We start from the raw sequence: 17,564 nt of genomic DNA on the forward strand, positions 1-17,564 counted from the left end.
GAATTCATGATGAACCAACGCAATAGGACACATGACCGGAGATGACCGCCGGTCGGTCCACGAACGGGGAGCATGCGCATGAAGACGATCACGGCACTGCTGGTCGCGGGCGCCGCGACGGCGGCGGTCCTGACGGCGGCCCCGGCCGCACAAGCCGACGCCGCCGCGGGCCAACTGCTGCTGGGAAGGGACCAGAGCCTCACGGGGACGGTGTGGGCCCACCGGAACAGCATCGCCAACCTCGGCTCCTCGGAAGGCGACAAGGCGAGTTCGGCCAAGAACGAGGACTCCGTCGCGTGGGTGCTCTACGACGACAAGAACTACAAGGACCGCCGCTACTGCCTCACCCCCGGCCGCTACATCCGCGATCTGCACGGCGGGTCATGGAACTTCGGCGACAAGATCTCCTCGGTGTACCGCCTGAGCACGGCAAGCTGCGCCGGCTACCCCACCTTCTGACGGCGCCGACCGGTAGGGTCGCGGCGCCGCGCCGCGGCCCTGCCGGGCTGTGACGCCCGTGTGCCAGGCTGGGTCGGGCCGGTTCGACCACCTGTCCCCTTGAGGGACAATGAGGCGCATGAGTCTGTTCCGCGACGACGGCATCGTGCTGCGCACCCAGAAGCTGGGTGAAGCGGACCGGATCATCACCCTGCTCACCCGCAACCACGGCCGCGTCCGCGCCGTGGCCCGCGGGGTGCGCCGTACGAAGTCGAAGTTCGGCGCGCGTCTCGAACCGTTCTCCCATGTGGACGTGCAGTTCTTCGCCCGCGGCGGCGAGCTGATCGGCCGCGGGCTGCCGCTGTGCACACAGAGCGAGACGATCGCTCCGTACGGTGGCGGAATCGTCACCGACTACGCCCGCTACACCGCCGGTACGGCGATGCTGGAGACCGCTGAGCGGTTCACCGACCATGAGGGCGAGCCCGCCGTGCAGCAGTATCTGCTCCTCGTCGGCGGGCTGCGTACGCTGGCCTCCGGGGAGCACGAGCCGCATCTCATCCTGGACGCGTTCCTGCTCCGCTCACTCGCCGTGAACGGCTACGCGCCCAGCTTCGACGACTGCGCGAAGTGCGGGATGCCCGGTCCGAACCGGTTCTTCTCGGTCGGCGCGGGCGGGGCCATCTGCGGAGAGTGCCGGGTGCCCGGAAGCGTCGTACCCTCTGCGGAGTCCCTGACGCTGCTGGGCGCGCTGCTGACCGGCGACTGGGAGACGGCGGACGCCTGTGAGCTGCGCCATGCCCGGGAGGGCAGCGGGCTCGTCGCGGCGTACCTGCACTGGCACCTGGAGCGGGGCCTGAGATCGCTCCGGTACGTAGAGAAATAACACCAAGCACACAGCACACCGCATACGAGGAGACGCGAAAGCCATGGCACGACGCGGGATTCTGGGCCGACAGCGGCGCGAGTACCGGGCCCCGGACCCGCACCCGTCCGGCGCCCGCCCGCCGAAGATCCCCGGCGAGCTGGTGCCGAACCACGTGGCCTGTGTGATGGACGGCAACGGCCGCTGGGCCAAGGACCGCGGGCTGCCGCGTACGGAGGGCCACAAGGTCGGCGAGGGCGTCGTGCTGGACGTGCTCAAGGGCTGCCTGGAACTCGGCGTCAAGAACCTCTCCCTCTACGCCTTCTCCACCGAGAACTGGAAGCGCTCGCCCGACGAGGTGCGCTTCCTCATGAACTTCAACCGTGACGTCATCCGCCGCCGCCGCGACGAGATGGACGAGCTGGGCATCCGCATCCGCTGGGCGGGCCGGATGCCGAAGCTGTGGAAGTCGGTGGCCCAGGAGCTCCAGGTCGCGCAGGAGCAGACCAAGGACAACGACGCCATGACGATGTACTTCTGCATGAACTACGGCGGCCGCGCCGAGATCGCGGACGCGGCGAAGGCGCTGGCCGAGGACGTGCGCGCGGGCAAGCTCGACCCGTCGAAGGTGAACGAGAAGACGCTCGCCAAGTACCTCTACTACCCCGACATGCCGGATGTGGACCTCTTCCTGCGCCCGTCGGGCGAGCAGCGCACCTCGAACTACCTGATCTGGCAGAGCGCGTACGCCGAGATGGTCTACCAGGACGTCCTGTGGCCGGATTTCGACCGCCGCGACCTGTGGCGCGCCTGCCTCGAATACGCTTCCCGCGACCGCCGCTTCGGCGGGGCGATCCCGAACGAGGACCAGCTGAAGAAGGAGGACGGCCCCCAGTCGGCCTGAGGGCCTTTCAGCAGGTCCGGGTCGGGGCCGCTCTGTTCAGCCCCTGGTCCGGGCGCTAGTGTGGCTGCCCAGTAGCGGGTCGATTTCGCTCCGTGTCGCGCGACAGGATGCCCTGTGGCTCTTCCCCCACCACGGACCACGAGGCCTGGCCGGAATGAGCACTGCTGTCGTACCAAGGACAACGAACATGCAATTCCCCCCGTCCGAGTTGGCATCCCTGGCCGTTGAGCCGCTGATGACCCGGGATTTCGAGACCCGGCCCGGGTCGGTCTACGCACGGTTGCGGGGGAGGTACGGGCCAGTGGCGCCCGTGGACCTGTACGGCGTCCCGGTGTGGCTGGTTCTCGGCTACCGCGAGGTGTGGGAGGTCCTGCGGGACGAGAGCAAGTGGAAGAAGAACGTCCAGCACTGGCGGTTGATGCGTGAGGGCGGGGTGCCGTCCGACTGGCCGTATCTGGCCGGCTATCAGGTCGGCCATCTGCTGCTGAGCGACGATCAGGAGCGCAAGGCGACGCGCGCCGCCGTGGACGACGCGCTCGGTCCCTTCCAGGACACTCGGGCGCCCCAGTCCTGGGATATGCAAAAGGCCATCTCCCGGCACGCCGACGAGCTGATCACGTTCTTCGCGGACGGCAGCGACAGCGGATGGGTGGACCTGGGCGCACAGTTCGCGCGTCCGCTGCCGCTGATGGTCGTCAACCGGCTGTTCGGCTTCCCGGTCGACCAGGGTGACGACGTCTTCATGGACTCGTGGCGGATGGTGGACGGTGGCCCGGACGCCGGTGCGGCCGTCGGGCGGCTGGTGGCGGCGACGACCGAGCTGGCCGCGTACAAGCGGGAGAACCCGGGCGACGACCTGACCACCCGGCTGCTCGCCGCCGACCCTCCACTGACAGTGGAACAGATCGGCGTCGAGCTGTACGCGATCCTCGTCATCATGTCCGAGCTGGTCAGCCACGCCGTCACCAACAGTGTGCTGGAGGTGCTGGACGGAGAGGCGGGGGCGCAGGCGGCCCTCATGGCGGGCCCCACCGAGGAGCTGGTCAACCGCGTGCACATCGCCTCGCCCCCGTGGTTCAACCTCACCGCCCGCTACCCGGTGGCCGACACCGATCTGGGGGACTTCCGGCTCGCCGCGGGCGACATGGTCATGCCCTCGATCGCCGCCGCGCACGGCGACCCGCTGTTCATGACGACCAACAGCTATGAGCGGTCGACCAGCTCGCGCGCCCATCTGGCCTGGGGCACGGGGCCGCACCAGTGCCCGGGGCGGGAACTCGCGGACATGATCGTGACCACGGCGGTGGGCAGGTTGTTCGAGCGGTGCGACTTCGAACTGGGGCTGCCCGCCGACCAGTTGCCGTGGCGCTCGTCGGCGTTCGTACGCGGCCTGAAGTCCTTCCCGGTCCGGTTCCGGATGCGCGCGCGGCAGGCCCCGGTGCCACCGTCCCCCGGTCTCCCCGTGCCCGCGTCCGCTCCGACCCCCGGGCCGACCGCCCCGGCCCCCGGGCCCGCGGCCGCGCCCACCCGGCCGGCCCGCCCCCGCTCCGCGCTCTGGCGGTTCCTGGCGAGCCTGCGCCGGGGGTAGGGCGGGCCGCAGCCCGCGTAAGACGACGAGACGGGGGACGCATGGGGGAACAGCGCGCGGTGGAACTGGTCTACCGGACCACCGTGGACGACATGACGGAGGCCCTGAGGGCCAGGGCGCGGCACACCACCCAGGGCCGTGTTGCCCGGGTGGCGCCGGTCTTCGGAGCGGTGGTCCTGGGGATCGGGATCGCGACCGCGATCCTCACGCGCGGTGGCGAGAGGACACCGTGGCTGCTGCTCCTGGCCGGGGCGATGGTGATGTTCGCCTCGCACCGGCAGCCGGTGGTGCAGGCCAAACAGTTTCGGGAACTGTTCGACGAGCAGGGGGAGTCCCGGGTCGTCGTCAGCGAGACCGGAATCGAGATGGTGACGGCGAACAGCACCACCACCCTGGGCTGGCACATGTATCCGCGCTACCTGGAGACCCAGGGCTTGTTCGTGCTGCTGAGCGCGGACAAGGGCGCCACGGGCCTCGCGGTCCTGCCGAAGCGGGGCGTCACCGGGGGCCCGTACGAGGTCGACCGGCTCCGCAACGTTTTCGACCAGCGCCTGACCCGGCTCGCCTGAACCACCTGGGGCACAGCGGCGTCCACAGCTTCATACGGAACATGGAACCTACGTGCGATCATGCGCGCTGGGGATGGTCCGTCAGTGGCACCAGTGAAACGGGGGAAGAATGTCATTGCGCGATCTGGTCCGTGCGGAGGCGGCCGCGTCGATGTCCGATGCGGAGCGGTTGGCGGCGATGCGGCAGTGGCGTCTGTACTTCCAGCGGCCGGAGGAGCCGGGCTTTTTGGTCTCCGAGACCGAAGAGGGCCCGGTGGTGCCGGTCTTCACGTCCTGGGAAGGCTTGGCGCTGTTCGCGGGGGCGTGTGGGTGGGCGTCGACGACGGTGGCGGATCTGGTGGAGCTGTTGCCCGAGGGTGTGCGTGCGGTGGTGGATCCGCTGGGCCCCAGGGCGTTCGTGCTCGATACCGAAGCGCTGAAGGCCGCGGACGACCAGGGGGAACGCGATGGCGGAGCATGACGGCGGGGCGGCGAGTTCTGGTGGCGCCGGCGACCCGAAGCCGGGCGACGGCTACAAGATCGAGATCGCCTCGGTGCGCAAGGTGCTGACTCCGCTGGAGGAGTCCGTGGTCGCCGCGCGAAAGATCAAGGGCGACTGGAAGAACCTGTCCGAACACATTCAGAACTCGGCCGACTTCGACATCTACGACTCGAGCGAGAAGATGCTCTCGGCCTGGGGTTTTGGCATGGGCCGGGTGGCGGAGCACACGAACACGGTGGTGGAGACGCTGCGGCAGGTGATCGCCGCGTACATGCTGGCTGATCTGCTGCGTATCAAGGATTTCGCGCCGACCGAGGACAACATGGCCAAACTCCCCTTCGGTGAGGCCGGTATGAAGGCGTGGGAGGCAGGCTCGCGGCCGAAGTTCGATCCGCCGCCGGAGATCTACCAGGAGCCGTGGCTCGACGATGGCGGCGGCAGCGACAGCGGGGGCACGGGCGGGACGTATGAGCCGCCCAAGAATCCCCGTCAGCTCTACGACGGGGGATGGGTGGATGACGGCGGGTCGAAGGGGACGATCGCATGACGCAGCGTGATGCGACCGAGGGCGGGACGGCCGAGCGGATACCGCCGCATGCGAAGCCGTCGGACGTCATTCCCGGCACGCCGTCGGACATCGAGGACCTGGCCGTCAAGCTGCGCGCGTATGCGGGGGCGTTCAAGGACGGATACGACAAGCTGGATGTCTTGTCGTTGATGGACTGGACCGGTGCCGCCTCGGACGGCTTCAAGGACGCGACGAAGAAGCTGCCCAGGGAGCTGGAGTCGGCACAGACCTACTTCAAGGCGGCGGCGAACGCGCTGGATTCGTACGCGGACAAGCTGCGGTCGGTGCAGAAGCGGGTCAAGCCGATCATCGAGGACGCGGACGACGCGCGCGCGAAGTCCAAGAGCTACTGGAACAAGGTCACCGACTACAACGCGGCGGTGGACCGCAAGGACGAGACGCTGCCGGACCGTCCGCCGGAGGACGATCCGGGGATGTCCGCGCTGGAGGGCTGCTACAAACGGCTGGACAAACTCGAGGGCGAGCTGAAGCTGGTCGTCGACGCGGCCAAACGGAAAATCGACAAGGCTGCGGAGAAAGCCCCCAACAAGCCCCCGGGCCCCAGCGGCATGCAGAGGTTCAAGGACTTCCTCGGCGGCACGGGCGACACCCTGGGCAGCTGGTACGAGGGCTTCGACGACATGGTCCACGACGGGCCCGACGGCGTCGGGCTGCGGCTGGCGGGCACCGTCGACGGTGCCGTCTACGCCGCCCAGCACCCCAAGGAGTTCGCCAAGGCCGCCGTCAACTGGGACGAATGGCAGAAGAACCCCGCCCGCGCCGCCGGCCAGCTCACCCCCGACCTCCTCCTGGCCCTGGCCACCGGCGGCACCGGAACCGCACGCCGCGGTGCCAGCGTGGCCAAGAGCGCCGCCCAGCGCCTCGCCGGCCGCGAACGCGGACTGCGCCGCGACGGCAGCGCCCGCGAGCACGCCGAAGCGGACCCGAAGAAGAACTCCATCTCGGACGGCGAGAAGAAGTGCGATGGCGATCCGATCGACGTCGCGACCGGCGAGATGGTCATGTCCGCCACCGACGTCACCCTGCCGGGTGCGCTGCCCCTGGTGCTGGAGCGGCACTATGTCTCGGGCCACCCGTGCGGTGGCTGGTTCGGCCGCACCTGGGCCGGCACGCTCGATCAGCGCTTGGAGCTCGATGACAAGGGCGTCGTCTACATCGCCGACGACGGCATGCTGCTCACCTACCCGGTGCCGAAGCCGGATGTCCCCGTGCTGCCCACCCACGGGCCGCGCTGGCCGTTGCACTGGGACGGCAAACCGGACGGCACGTTCACCGTCACCGCCCCCGAACGCAACCGCACCCTGCACTTCGCGCCCCTCCCGGCAGGCGGCCGGGAACTGGCCCTGACCGCGATCACCGACCGCACCGGGACCGGCGACCGCATCGACATCGCCTACGACACCCACGGCGCGCCCACGCAGGTCACCCACTCCGGCGGCTACCGCATCGCCGTAGACACCGACCCGCAGCTCCTGCGCGTCACCGCTCTGCGGCTGCTGCACGGCCGGGAGCATGAGCAGAGCACGACGCTGATCTCCTTCGGCTACAACCAGGCCGGAGACCTGACCGAGGTCAACAACTCCACCGGGCTGCCGCTGCGGTACCAGTACGACGACGAGCACCGCATCACCTCCTGGACCGACCGCAACGGCACCTGCTTCGCCTACGTCTACGACCACCGCGGCCGGGTCCTGCGCACCATCGGCCCCGACGGCAACATGTCCGGCCGTCTCCACTACGACACAGCCGCCCGCACCACCCGCTACACCGACTCCCAGGGCAACACCACCACCTACGTCTGCAACGAGGCGTACAAGGTGATCGCGGAGACGGACCCGCTGGGCAACACCACCCGCACCGAGTGGGATCCCGGCAACCGCCACCCCGTCGCCGTCACCGACCCGTTGGGCCACACCACCCGCTACCGCTACGACGACGATGAACGGCTCATCGCCGTCGAGCGCCCCGACGGCACGGTGGCCGAAGCCGTCTACGACGCCTGGGGCCTGCCGCTGGAAATCCGCGAGCCGAGCGGCTCGACCTGGCGCCACACCTACGACGACCGCGGGGCCCGCACCGCCACCACCGACCCCACCGGCGCCACCACCCACTACGCCTACAACGCGCGCGGACACCTCACCGCCATCACCGACGCCCTGGGCCACACCACCGAGGTCATCCCCAACCCGGCGGGTCTACCGGTCGCGGTCACCGACCCGCTGGGCCAGACCACCGAGGTCCGCCGGGGTCCACACGGCCGCATCACCGCCGTCACCGACCCCCTGGGACATACGACCCGCCACGGCTGGACCATCGAAGGCAAACCCGCATGGCGCGAGGCCCCCGACGGCACCCGGGAGGCATGGCAGTGGGACACCGAGGGCAACCTCGTCACCCACACCGACGCCGCGGGCCACACCACCACCCATACCCACACGCACTTCGACCTCCCCGCCACCCGCACCGACCCCGACGGCGCCCACTACGCCTTCACCTACGACACCGAGCTACGCCTCACCACCGTCACCAACCCCCAGGGCCTGACCTGGGACTACACCTACGACGCGGCGGGCCGCCTCACCGCCGAGACCGACTTCAACGGCCGTACGCTCGCGTACACCCACGACGCGGCCGGAAACCTGCTGTCCCGCACCAACGGCGCCGGTGAAACCCTGCACTTCACCCGCGACGACCTCGGCCGCACCGTCGAACAACGCACAGACACCGGCGAGACCACCACCTTCGCCTGCAACCCCGCAGGCCAACTGCTGCAAGCGGCCAACGCGGACGCGGAGCTGACCATCGAGCGGGACGCCCTGGGCCGCGTCCTGTCGGAAACGGTCAACGGCCGCAGCGTGTCCTACGCGTACGACGCGACAGGTCGCCGCACCCAGCGCACCACCCCTAGCGGCCTTCGGACTCAGTGGACCTACGACCCCGCAGGCCGCCCCACCCACCTCGACAACGGCTCAGGTGCCCTGTCCTTCACTTACGACGCGGCGGGCCGTGAAACGGAACGCCGTCTGGGCGACGGCGTCACCCTCACCCAGACCTGGGACACCTCCGACCGCCTCACCACCCAGACCCTCACCCGCGCCCCGCAGGCCGCCGACAGCCTCCTCCAGCACCGCTCGTACGCGTACCGCGCGGACGGCTACCTCACCGAGATCCGCGAACTCACCTCCGGTACGCGCCGCTTCGACCTCGACCCGGCCGGCCGCGTGACCGCCGTCCACGCCCACGGCTGGACCGAGACCTACGCCTACGACACGGCGGGCAACCTCACCCACGCCACGGCCCCGGACCACGAAACCCCTGGCGACCGGAGCTTCACCGGCACGATCATCCACCGCGCGGGCCGCACCACCTACGAACACGACGCCCAGGGCCGCCTGACCCGCCGCACCCGCAAACTCCTCAATGGCCAGACCCGCACCTGGACCTACACCTGGAACGCTGAAGACCGCCTGGTCAAAGCCACCACCCCCGATGGCCCCGAGTGGGCATACGCCTACGACCCCCTGGGCCGCCGCATATCCAAACACCGCCTCACCGAGGACGGCACCGCGGCCGACGCCCTGCACTTCACCTGGGAAGACACCCGCCTGGCGGAACAGTCCACCCCGGACGGGGTCCACACCACCTGGGACTACACCCCGGGCACCCACCGCCCCCTCACCCAGACCAACCGTGACCTGGGCACGTCCCGCTTCCACGCCGTCATCACGGACCTGGTGGGCACCCCCACCGAACTGGTCACCCCCGATGGCCACCTCGCCCGGCAAACCCGCACCACCCTCTGGGGCACCCCCCTCCCCGCCCCACCATCCGCCACGGACTGCCCCCTCCGCTTCCCCGGCCAATACGCCGACCCCGAAACGGGCCTGTACTACAACTACTTCCGCCACTACGACCCCGAAACGGCCCGCTACGCTACCCCGGACCCTCTTGGCCTAGAGCCGTACCCCAACCACCACTCCTACACCCCCAATCCATACACCTGGCTTGATCCTCTCGGTCTGGCTTGCAAGAAAAAGCCAACCAGCGAACTAAACTGGAATACCAAGAGCCGCCCGACATTCGGTCATAGCTTCAGCGAACACGGCGCCGGCGCGAAGAATACGCAAAGCTTGACGGATCGTGCCCGCAGTACTGAGAATCCTCAGGGGCAGTGGCTGGACAATGACAAGGCCCTGGACCTTCTTAAGTCCCACCATGACCCTAATGCCGGAGTGCGCGAGGTGGAGATTCCGAAGGGGATGGGGCAAGTTATCATGCCTGACGGCAGGATAGTAGAAGCAACCCACGCTAGGTTGGTCCCCAAGCCGGATGGGACCTATAAGACTGCATTTCCGATCGTGAAGTGAGTGTGTCGATGAAACTTCAGATGTCTGTGACGCCTCCGTCGAACTCTGTCAGGCTGACCCCAGACTTCGAACTTGACGAAGACTATGAATCTCTGGTTATGGACGTTTGCCAACTCCTGTCGCAGACAGACTGTCGATTTCATGTGTCTGGCTTTGGTCAAGACTCGTGGCCGGTGGATATTTCCTACGACCTTTCATCGGCCATCGAGCAGCTACCAGAAGCGCTGGAATCTCTGCAGCGCGGCCTTCCTGCAAAGATTGACTTCTATGGGCAGGGAATTGAGCGACTTGTCACGTTCACTCCTGGCAGGAAGTCGGTGATCATCAAGTGCACCTCCAATACTGCGTGGGCCCCTGACCCGGATACAGAAGAGGTATCTCTAGGAAAGGTAGAAGGCATGCTCGTCGCGTTCGCGCGCGACTTTAAAATCTCCTTGGAGCGAGCATGCCCAGACGTTGCAGCTCTAGATTTCTTCGCTGGCTGGTGAACAATCTAGGCGCTGTTGGCAGGTGTCGGCCCAGGATTGGTCACGGCGAAGGATTAAAGCTGCGGCACTCGCATTGGGGCATCTGGCCAGGAATCATGGTTGTGTCGGCGATGCAGCCGTGGCTGCGGTGGAGGCCCTCACGGACGACGCGGCCCTGTCCGGTGCCCCAGGATGCACGTGAAGACGTCGAGATCTTCACACGCCCGAAGTGAGCGCAATCCCCGTGCGGGCGTACCGGCCCGGGGCCACCCCCACGACCCGCTTGAAGTGGCGCGTCAGGTGGGACTGGTCGTAGAGGCCCACCGCGGTCGCCACCTCGCCCGGCGGCCGGCCGTCGAGGAGGAGGCGACGGGCGAGGTCGATGCGGCGGGAGGTGACGTACTGGTGCGGGGCGATGCCGTACGCGGTGCTGAAGGCGCGTACGAGGTGGGTGGGGTGGGCGTGGAGGAGGCGGGCGGCCTCTTCCAGGGTGGGGGCTTCGACGTAGCGCTCGTCGAGGAGGTCCCGCAGGTTCTGGGCGATGCCGCGGTCGGGCACCGCGCCCGCGACGGTCAGCCCGGGGCGCAGGTGTTCGCGGAGGCGCTGGCTGATGAGGGCGAGGCGGCTCTCCGCCTCGAGTTCGTCCCCCGGGGTGGCGAGGGCGGCGTGCAGCTGGGCGATGCGTCGGCGCAGGAGGGGATCGGTGAGGTCCGGGCCGTCGACCGCCGGTCCGATGTAGCTCGCGTCCAGCTGGGTCAGGTCGAGGTAGATCACGCGCTTGCGGAAGCCGTGGGCGGTGGCGGGTGAGCCGTTGTGGGGGACCTGCGGCGGCAGCAGGCTGACGGTGTCGTTGGGGGTGCCGCGTTCATGGCGGTCCAGGTCGTAGCGGACCGCACCGTCGTCGACGATCAGCAGGGTCCAGGCGTCGTGGACGTGCATGGGGTACGCGTGCTCGGTGAAATGGGCGTGGAAGACCTCGCTGACGCCCGGGACCGACGGGCGCCAGGCAGAGATTTCCTGTCGGGACGCCATGCAAAGAACGTACAAGACGACGGAGGCCGGCAGCCGTCAGTCTCGAAGCATGAGAACGAGTGAGGAGAACGGGGCGGAGAGCGCTCCCGTTCGGTTCGACACGAAGATCGCCGTACTGCTGCGCGACGACCTGGAGACCTGGCAGCGGCTGAATGTGACCGCGTTCCTCGTCAGCGGGCTAGGCACCGCGGCCCCCGAGGTGATCGGCGACCCGTACGCGGATGCCGACGGGACCGCGTATCTGTCGATGTTCCGCCAGCCCGTGCTGGTCTTCGAGGGGACGAAGGAGACGCTGACCACGGCGCACGGTCGGGCGCTGTCCCGCGCGCTGCCGAGGGCCGTGTTCACCTCGGATCTGTTCAGCACGGGCAACGACCGGGACAACCGGGCGGCCGTACGGGCGGTGGGCACCGACCAGCTCGACCTGGTGGGGCTGGCGGTCTACGGGCCGCGCAACGCGGTGGACAAGGTTCTCAAGGGCGCGCGGATGCACCACTGAGCAGGCCGACCGTGAGGCCGGCCGGCCTGCCTCTCGCTACGTGAACTTCGCGGTGACGGCGCGGACGAGTTCGGGAGTCACCTTGTCGCGCCAGTCGAAGGGTGCCGCGTCCGGCATACCTTCGAACGTCGCGGTGGTCTGCCCGCCGACCGTGAACAGGAGCGGGCCCTTGCGGCACGTCCAGTTCTGGTCGATGGCGAAGGCCATGACGCACTTGTCCGCCCCGTCCGTACCCTCACTGGAGTTGGTTCCCGGCGCGCCACGCTCGAAGTAGTCGGCTATCAGTTTGGGGTCGGCCACGGCGTCGATGCGGACCCAGGCCTGGGTCGCGCTGTACGTCTCGCCCGGTAGCCGCATGACGTAGTCGCACTCGCCGTAAGGGGCCCGGTTGCTCTCCTTCCATGAGGAGTCCGCGCGGAAGTCCTTGATCGGGAGGGCGGCGACCGGGCGACCGGCCTGCTGGATCTCTTCGGCGTCCGGAAGGATCGCCGCGATGTCCTCTTGGGTCACCAAGGAGCAGGCGTCCGGCCACTCGTCGGCAGGCAGGATCTTTCCGTCCTTCAGCGTGGGCACGTTGGCGGCCGTGCCCCGCGACGGGGCCTTCCCGACGGATGTCTCCTCGGCAGCAGGGGAGATCAGGAGGGTCGTCAGAACGGAGGCGGAGGCCACCAGGACGCCGAAGAGGGTGAACTGGCCGATGCGCTTTTTCTTCACGAGGCCGTCCTGCCCCACGGGCCCGGACCGAAGCGTGTTCGTGGCGATCTTCCCAGAGGCTTCACGCCGGGCGTGCATGGCGGCCGACGAGCCGCCGGGCCCAGTCCGGCGAGCGGGGGCCGGCCGGGAGGGCGCGCCGACGCCGCGGTCATGGCGGACACGACGCGATGTCTCACCATGATCAGCAATCAGGGGACAGCCGCTTAGCCTGAGGATCATGGAATTCGCGAGGGCTGATTGGGACCCGGAACTGCATGGGTTCCGGGTCGATCCGTCCGCCTATCTGGCGGAGCTGCCGCGGCTGCGGGCGGCTCTGCCGCCCGGCGCGTGGGCGTTCGCTTCCGACGAGGGGCACTATCGCCTCGGGAGCGGCACCAGGTGTGTGAAGGACCTGGGGCTGGCCGGGGTCGACATCCCCGGGGGCAAGGACAGCGGGCTGACGCTCGCTTTCGTGCCGAGCAAGTGGAAGCACGACGCGGGGCTGCGCATCCGCTACACCGGAGTGCGGCACTTCTCGATCACGTACAAGCACGCCATCGACTGGATGGAGACGGATACGGTCCTGCTCGACGAGATCCTTCCGCATGACGCCGGATGCAGCCATGAGATCGTCCTGACCGATGCGGTGATCATCGTCCACTGCCGGGATCTGGCAGCCGTCTGGGGCGGCGTGGGATCCTCTGGGCGTGAATCTGGATGACCTGGTCCGGTTGCGGCGGGCGCGGGACCGGATGGACCGGGACTACGCGCAGCCGCTCGACGTCCCGGCGCTGGCCCGCGGGGCGCTGATGTCGACGGGGCACTTCGCGCGGAGCTTCCGGGACGCGTTCGGGGAGACGCCGTACAGCTACCTGATGACGCGCAGGATCGAGCGGGCCAAGGCGTTGCTGCGGCGGGGGGACCTGTCGGTGACGGAGGTCTGCTTCGCGGTCGGGTGTACGTCGCTGGGGTCGTTCAGCTCGCGGTTCACGGAGCTGGTGGGGGAGAGCCCGAGTGCGTACCGGGCGCGCGATCATGAGCACGGTGCGGAGATTCCGGCGTGTGTCGCCAAGGTCTTCACCAGACCGGTCAGGGATCCGGTCAGGAATGGAGAAGCGAAGCCCGCTTCCCGGCCGTAGCGTGACAGACATGAACACCAACATCACGCTTTCGACCTGCTTCATCGCCGTCGACGACCATGACAAGGCGCTCGAGTTCTACCGCGACATCCTGGGCCTGGAGGTGCGCCAGGACGTCGGTTTCGAGGGGATGCGCTGGGTGACCGTGGGCTCGCCGTCGCAGCCGGACGTCAACATCGTCCTCGAACCGCCCGCCGCGAACCCCAACGCCTCGCCCGCCGACAAGCAGGCCATGGCGGAACTGCTCGCCAAGGGCATGCTGCGCGGGGTCCTCTTCGCCACCGACGACGTCGACGCCACGTTCGAGCACATCCGGGCGGCGGGCGGCGAGGTGTTGCAGGAGCCGATCGACCAGCCGTACGGCGTGCGGGACTGCGCTTTCCGCGATCCGGCGGGGAACCTGCTGCGGTTCAACCAGCCGAAGCGCTAGCGGACAGCAAGGACAGCCAGGCCCCCGGTGGGGTAGCGGTCAGCCGGTCGCCGGGGCCGCGCAGTCGCCGCAGGTGCCGAAGATCTCGATCGTGTGGGCGACGTCCACGAAGCCGTGCTCGGCGGCGATCGCGTCGGCCCACTTCTCGACCGCCGGCCCCTCGACCTCGACCGCCTTGCCGCAGGAGCGGCAGACGAGGTGGTGGTGGTGCTCCTCGCTGTTGCAGCGGCGGTAGACGGCCTCGCCCTCGGTGGTGCGCAGGACGTCGACCTCGCCGGCGTCGGCGAGGGACTGGAGGGTGCGGTAGACGGTGGTCAGGCCGACCGAGTCGCCCCGGTGCTTGAGCATGTCGTGAAGCTCCTGCGCACTGCGGAACTCGTCCACCTCGTCCAGCGCCGCCGCCACCGCCGCGCGCTGCCTGGTGGACCGGCCGCGTACTGGGGGACCCGCGGTCGCCACAGCTGCCTCCTCAACCTCACTTGCCCGTAGCGCTCTGTCTGCCGCTCTGTCTGCTTGGCCATTGTGCCAGCTAACGGATCCGCTACGGACTAGCTGTGGATGACTCCGTGCTACACGAGCACATCGTCCTTCAGGGTGCACCGCCCCTCGGCCGCCGCGGCGGTGCGCCCGGCGCGTTGGGTGGCCCGGCGTTTGGCCAGGGGCGCGGCGAGCGCGGTGATGACGGCGAAGACGCCGATGGCGAGGACGACGATGCTCGCCCCGGGCGGCACGTTCTTGTAGAAGGAGAAGACCGTGCCGGACAGGGTGACCACGACGCCGATGCCGACCGCCAGCGCCAGCGTCATCGCGAAGCCGCGGGTGGCCTGCTGGGCGGCGGCGACCGGAACCACCATGAGGGCGCTGACCAGCAGCAGGCCGACGACGCGCATCGCGACGGTGACCGTGACGGCCGCCGTGATGGCCAGCAGCAGGTTGAGCGTACGGACCGGCAGCCCGGTGACCCGGGCGAACTCCTCGTCCTGGCAGACCGCGAACAGCTGCCGCCGCAGCCCGAGCGTGATCAGTACGACGAAGGCGGCGAGCAGGCTGATCACGACCACGTCCTGCTCCGACACGGTGGTGATCGAGCCGAAGAGATACGTGGTGAGGTTGGCGTTGGAGCCGGTCGGCGAGAGATTGATCAGCAGGACGCCGCCCGCCATGCCCCCGTAGAAGAGCATCGCGAGCGCGAGGTCGCCGCGGGTCTTGCCGTACCAGCGGATCAGCTCCATCAGGACGGCGCCGAGGGCAGAGACGAGGACGGCGGTCCAGACCGGGTTGGTGCCGGTCAGGAAGCCGAGCGCGACCCCGGTGAGCGCGACGTGGCCGATGCCGTCGCCCATGATCGCCTGGCGGCGCTGGACGAGGTAGATGCCGACGGCGGGGGCGGTGATGCCGACGAGGACGGCGGCGAGCAGGGCCCGCTGCATAAAGGCGTAGTCGAGGACTTCCAGCATGTCAGGTCAGCAACCCTGTCCGGATCGGTTCGGCGTCGGGCGCCGCATGGGGATGGACGTGATCATGGCCGGGCAGCGCATGCTGGCCGACGGCCTTGGGCGGCGGGCCGTCGTGGACGACACAGCCGTCGCGGAGCACCACCGCGCGGTCGATCAGCGGCTCCAGCGGGCCCAGCTCATGGAGGACGAGGAGGACGGTGGTCCCCGCGGCGACCTGTTCGCGCAGCGTCCCGGCGAGGATCTCCTGGCTGGCCAGGTCGACCCCGGCCATCGGCTCGTCCATGATCAGCAGTTCGGGTTCACCGGCCAGCGCGCGGGCGATCAGCACCCGCTGGTGCTGGCCGCCGGAGAGCGCGCCGACCGGGTCGCGGGCGCGGTCGGCCATGCCGACCAGCTCCAGGGCGCGGCGGACGGCCGCCCGGTCCGCCTTGCGCGGCGGCCCGAACCGGCGGCGGGCCAGCCGCCCGGCCGAGACGACCTCGCGGACGGTGGCGGGGACGCCGCTGGCCGCGGTCGTCCGCTGCGGTACGTAGCCGACGCGGGCCCAGTCGCGGAAGCGGCGGCCGGGGGTGCCGAACAGCGCCAGCTCGCCGCCGGTCAGCGGCACCTGGCCGACGACGGCGCGTACGGCGGTGGACTTGCCCGAGCCGTTCGCGCCGAGCAGCGCGACGACCTCGCCGCGGCCCACGGCCAGGTCGACGCCGCGCAGGATCGGGCGGCCGCCGAGCGAGGCGGTGGCGCCGCGCAGGGATATGACCGGGTCGGCGTCGGCCGCTGCCGAGGCGTGCTCGGTCGCCGCCCCGCGCTGGGTCGCTGTGTCGCGTTGCGACGCCGGTTCGTCGGGCCGTGCGCTGCCGTCGGGTTCCTTGGGCATGGATTCCTCCGTCGTATCGCGCGTCTCAGGTGTATCGCGCGTATCGGGCGTCTCGCGCGTCATCCCGCGCCGAGCGCCTTGCGCAGGGCCGTCAGGTTGGACCGCATGACCTCCAAGTAGTCGCGGCCCTTGGACTTGTTCCCGATCCCCTCGATGGGGTCGAGGACGTCCGTCTTCAGATGGAGATCGCCCGCCAGGGTCTTCGCCGTCTTGTCGCTCACCAGCGTCTCGAAGAAGACGGTGTTGACCTTGTCCTTCTTGGCGGTCGTGTGCAGCGCCCGCATCCGCGCCGGGCTCGGCTCGGATTCCGGGTCGAGCCCGGAGATGGCCTCCTGGCGCAGCCCGTAGCGTTCGGAGAGGTAGCCGAACGCGGCGTGGGTGGTGATGAAGGTATCCGTGCCGCGGTCCTTCAACCCGGTCTTGAAGTCGTCATTGAGGGCGCCGAGCTGCTTCACCAGGGCGGCGGTGTTCTTCTTGTACGCGGCGGCGTGGTCCGGGTCCGCCTTCTGGAGCGCCTTGCCGACGCCCTCGGCGACCTGGGCGTAGCGCACCGGGTCGAGCCAGATGTGCGGATCGGCGGAGGCGTCGCCCTCGTGGGCCTCGTGCGCCTCGTGCCCGTGCTCGCCGGACTCGCCGTGCCCGTGGCCTTCCTCGCCCTCCACCTCTGTCCCGTGGTCCTCCAGGGAGGTGTACGAGGCGGCGTCGGCGACGTGCCGCGGCTCGGCCTGACCGATGGCGCGGTCGACGGACGGCTGGAGCCCCTTGAGGTAGACCACCAGCCCGGCCTTGCTGAGGTCGGCCGTCTGCCGGGGGCTGATCTCCAGGTCGTGCGGTTCGACGCCCGGCTTGGTCAGGGTGGAGACATTCACATGGCTCCCCCCGATGCGCTGCGCGAGAAACTGCATCGGGTAGAACGACGCCACCACATCGAGCTTGCCGTCCGTCCTTCCGTCGCTGGAGTTGGAGGAGCAGGCTGTGAGGGTGGTCAAGCCCATCGCGGCGGCCCCGACGAGGGCTGCTGCGGGGGAGAGGCGGCGTATGTTCATGACTCTCATTTTCAACAAAAATGGAAACGGTTGTCAACAAGGGTCTTGTTCTTGATCAGTTCCGGTATCGATTTGATCCGGGGGGTGCCGCCGCCGGTAACCTGAAGCATTCGCTTCGCGTCCTCC

Annotated in this window: 19 protein-coding genes; 13 read left to right on the forward strand and 6 right to left on the reverse strand. The window is 69.0% G+C overall.

The window, feature by feature from the left end; translation table 11 throughout:
• Window positions 1–78 precede the first annotated feature (78 nt).
• The 9 genes from SSOG_RS29995 (at window position 79) to SSOG_RS52635 (ending at window position 10,289) form a co-directional block, all read left to right on the forward strand.
• Complete coding sequence (locus tag SSOG_RS29995) at window positions 79–459, forward strand: peptidase inhibitor family I36 protein (RefSeq protein ID WP_039939033.1); 381 nt, start codon at window positions 79–81, stop codon at window positions 457–459.
• A gap of 118 nt (window positions 460–577) precedes the next feature.
• The gene (recO, locus tag SSOG_RS30000) at window positions 578–1,324 is read left to right on the forward strand and encodes a DNA repair protein RecO (protein WP_009718016.1); all 747 of its coding nucleotides are present in this window, start codon (window positions 578–580) and stop codon (window positions 1,322–1,324) included.
• 43 nt (window positions 1,325–1,367) lie between these two features.
• Window positions 1,368–2,207 carry an isoprenyl transferase gene (locus SSOG_RS30005; RefSeq protein WP_009718017.1) on the forward strand — a complete coding sequence of 280 codons (840 nt, stop codon included), beginning with the start codon at window positions 1,368–1,370 and terminating at the stop codon, window positions 2,205–2,207.
• A 187-nt stretch (window positions 2,208–2,394) separates the two neighbouring features.
• Window positions 2,395–3,795, forward strand: a complete 1,401-nt coding sequence (locus tag SSOG_RS30010; RefSeq protein ID WP_039939034.1) for a cytochrome P450 — start codon at window positions 2,395–2,397, stop codon at window positions 3,793–3,795.
• A 41-nt stretch (window positions 3,796–3,836) separates the two neighbouring features.
• Complete coding sequence (locus tag SSOG_RS30015) at window positions 3,837–4,364, forward strand: YcxB family protein (RefSeq protein WP_039939035.1); 528 nt, start codon at window positions 3,837–3,839, stop codon at window positions 4,362–4,364.
• Between the two features lie 109 nt (window positions 4,365–4,473).
• Entirely contained in the window at window positions 4,474–4,824 is a 351-nt protein-coding gene (locus tag SSOG_RS30020) for an SseB family protein (protein WP_009718020.1), read from the forward strand.
• Window positions 4,811–5,392 carry a hypothetical protein gene (locus SSOG_RS30025; RefSeq protein ID WP_009718021.1) on the forward strand — a complete coding sequence of 194 codons (582 nt, stop codon included), beginning with the start codon at window positions 4,811–4,813 and terminating at the stop codon, window positions 5,390–5,392. Before SSOG_RS30020 ends, SSOG_RS30025 begins: the two co-directional genes overlap by 14 nt.
• Window positions 5,389–9,801, forward strand: coding sequence for a DUF6531 domain-containing protein (locus tag SSOG_RS30030; protein ID WP_078510438.1), 4,413 nt, complete (start codon window positions 5,389–5,391; stop codon window positions 9,799–9,801). Before SSOG_RS30025 ends, SSOG_RS30030 begins: the two co-directional genes overlap by 4 nt.
• A gap of 8 nt (window positions 9,802–9,809) precedes the next feature.
• Window positions 9,810–10,289, forward strand: coding sequence for a hypothetical protein (locus tag SSOG_RS52635; RefSeq protein WP_154685996.1), 480 nt, complete (start codon window positions 9,810–9,812; stop codon window positions 10,287–10,289).
• Window positions 10,290–10,484: 195 nt separating this feature from the next.
• Here the strand turns inward: SSOG_RS52635 and SSOG_RS30035 are convergent, their stop codons facing one another.
• On the reverse strand, window positions 10,485–11,300 hold the full coding sequence (locus SSOG_RS30035) for a helix-turn-helix transcriptional regulator (RefSeq protein WP_039939036.1): 816 nt from the start codon (window positions 11,298–11,300) through the stop codon (window positions 10,485–10,487).
• A 49-nt stretch (window positions 11,301–11,349) separates the two neighbouring features.
• On the opposite strand from SSOG_RS30035, the gene SSOG_RS30040 reads away from it, so the two are divergent.
• Window positions 11,350–11,799 carry a DUF2000 domain-containing protein gene (locus SSOG_RS30040; protein WP_009718024.1) on the forward strand — a complete coding sequence of 150 codons (450 nt, stop codon included), beginning with the start codon at window positions 11,350–11,352 and terminating at the stop codon, window positions 11,797–11,799.
• 36 nt (window positions 11,800–11,835) lie between these two features.
• Here SSOG_RS30040 and SSOG_RS30045 read toward each other — a convergent pair whose 3' ends face one another.
• Window positions 11,836–12,513 (reverse strand): hypothetical protein, encoded by a 678-nt coding sequence (locus SSOG_RS30045; RefSeq protein WP_154685997.1) that lies wholly within the window; start codon window positions 12,511–12,513, stop codon window positions 11,836–11,838.
• A gap of 217 nt (window positions 12,514–12,730) precedes the next feature.
• On the opposite strand from SSOG_RS30045, the gene SSOG_RS30050 reads away from it, so the two are divergent.
• From SSOG_RS30050 to SSOG_RS30060, 3 genes are read left to right on the forward strand one after another with little or no spacing between them, the layout of a single operon-like run.
• Entirely contained in the window at window positions 12,731–13,213 is a 483-nt protein-coding gene (locus SSOG_RS30050) for a hypothetical protein (protein WP_009718025.1), read from the forward strand.
• Window positions 13,200–13,631 carry a helix-turn-helix transcriptional regulator gene (locus SSOG_RS30055; protein WP_039939039.1) on the forward strand — a complete coding sequence of 144 codons (432 nt, stop codon included), beginning with the start codon at window positions 13,200–13,202 and terminating at the stop codon, window positions 13,629–13,631. The genes SSOG_RS30050 and SSOG_RS30055 overlap by 14 nt, the downstream gene beginning before the upstream one ends.
• Window positions 13,632–13,641: 10 nt before the next feature.
• Complete coding sequence (locus tag SSOG_RS30060) at window positions 13,642–14,061, forward strand: VOC family protein (protein ID WP_009718028.1); 420 nt, start codon at window positions 13,642–13,644, stop codon at window positions 14,059–14,061.
• Between the two features lie 39 nt (window positions 14,062–14,100).
• Here SSOG_RS30060 and SSOG_RS30065 read toward each other — a convergent pair whose 3' ends face one another.
• From SSOG_RS30065 to SSOG_RS30080, 4 genes are all read right to left on the reverse strand, one after another.
• Window positions 14,101–14,520: a Fur family transcriptional regulator gene (locus SSOG_RS30065; RefSeq protein ID WP_009718029.1), complete on the reverse strand. Its 420-nt coding sequence runs from the start codon at window positions 14,518–14,520 to the stop codon at window positions 14,101–14,103.
• Between the two features lie 110 nt (window positions 14,521–14,630).
• Window positions 14,631–15,518, reverse strand: a complete 888-nt coding sequence (locus SSOG_RS30070) for a metal ABC transporter permease (protein WP_009718030.1) — start codon at window positions 15,516–15,518, stop codon at window positions 14,631–14,633.
• 1 nt (window position 15,519) lies between these two features.
• On the reverse strand, window positions 15,520–16,392 hold the full coding sequence (locus SSOG_RS30075; protein ID WP_009718031.1) for a metal ABC transporter ATP-binding protein: 873 nt from the start codon (window positions 16,390–16,392) through the stop codon (window positions 15,520–15,522).
• Between the two features lie 59 nt (window positions 16,393–16,451).
• Window positions 16,452–17,438, reverse strand: a complete 987-nt coding sequence (locus tag SSOG_RS30080) for a metal ABC transporter substrate-binding protein (RefSeq protein WP_039939041.1) — start codon at window positions 17,436–17,438, stop codon at window positions 16,452–16,454.
• Window positions 17,439–17,564: the final 126 nt, after the last annotated feature.

The organism is Streptomyces himastatinicus ATCC 53653, assembly GCF_000158915.1.
Taxonomy (GTDB): Bacteria; Actinomycetota; Actinomycetes; order Streptomycetales; family Streptomycetaceae; genus Streptomyces; species Streptomyces himastatinicus.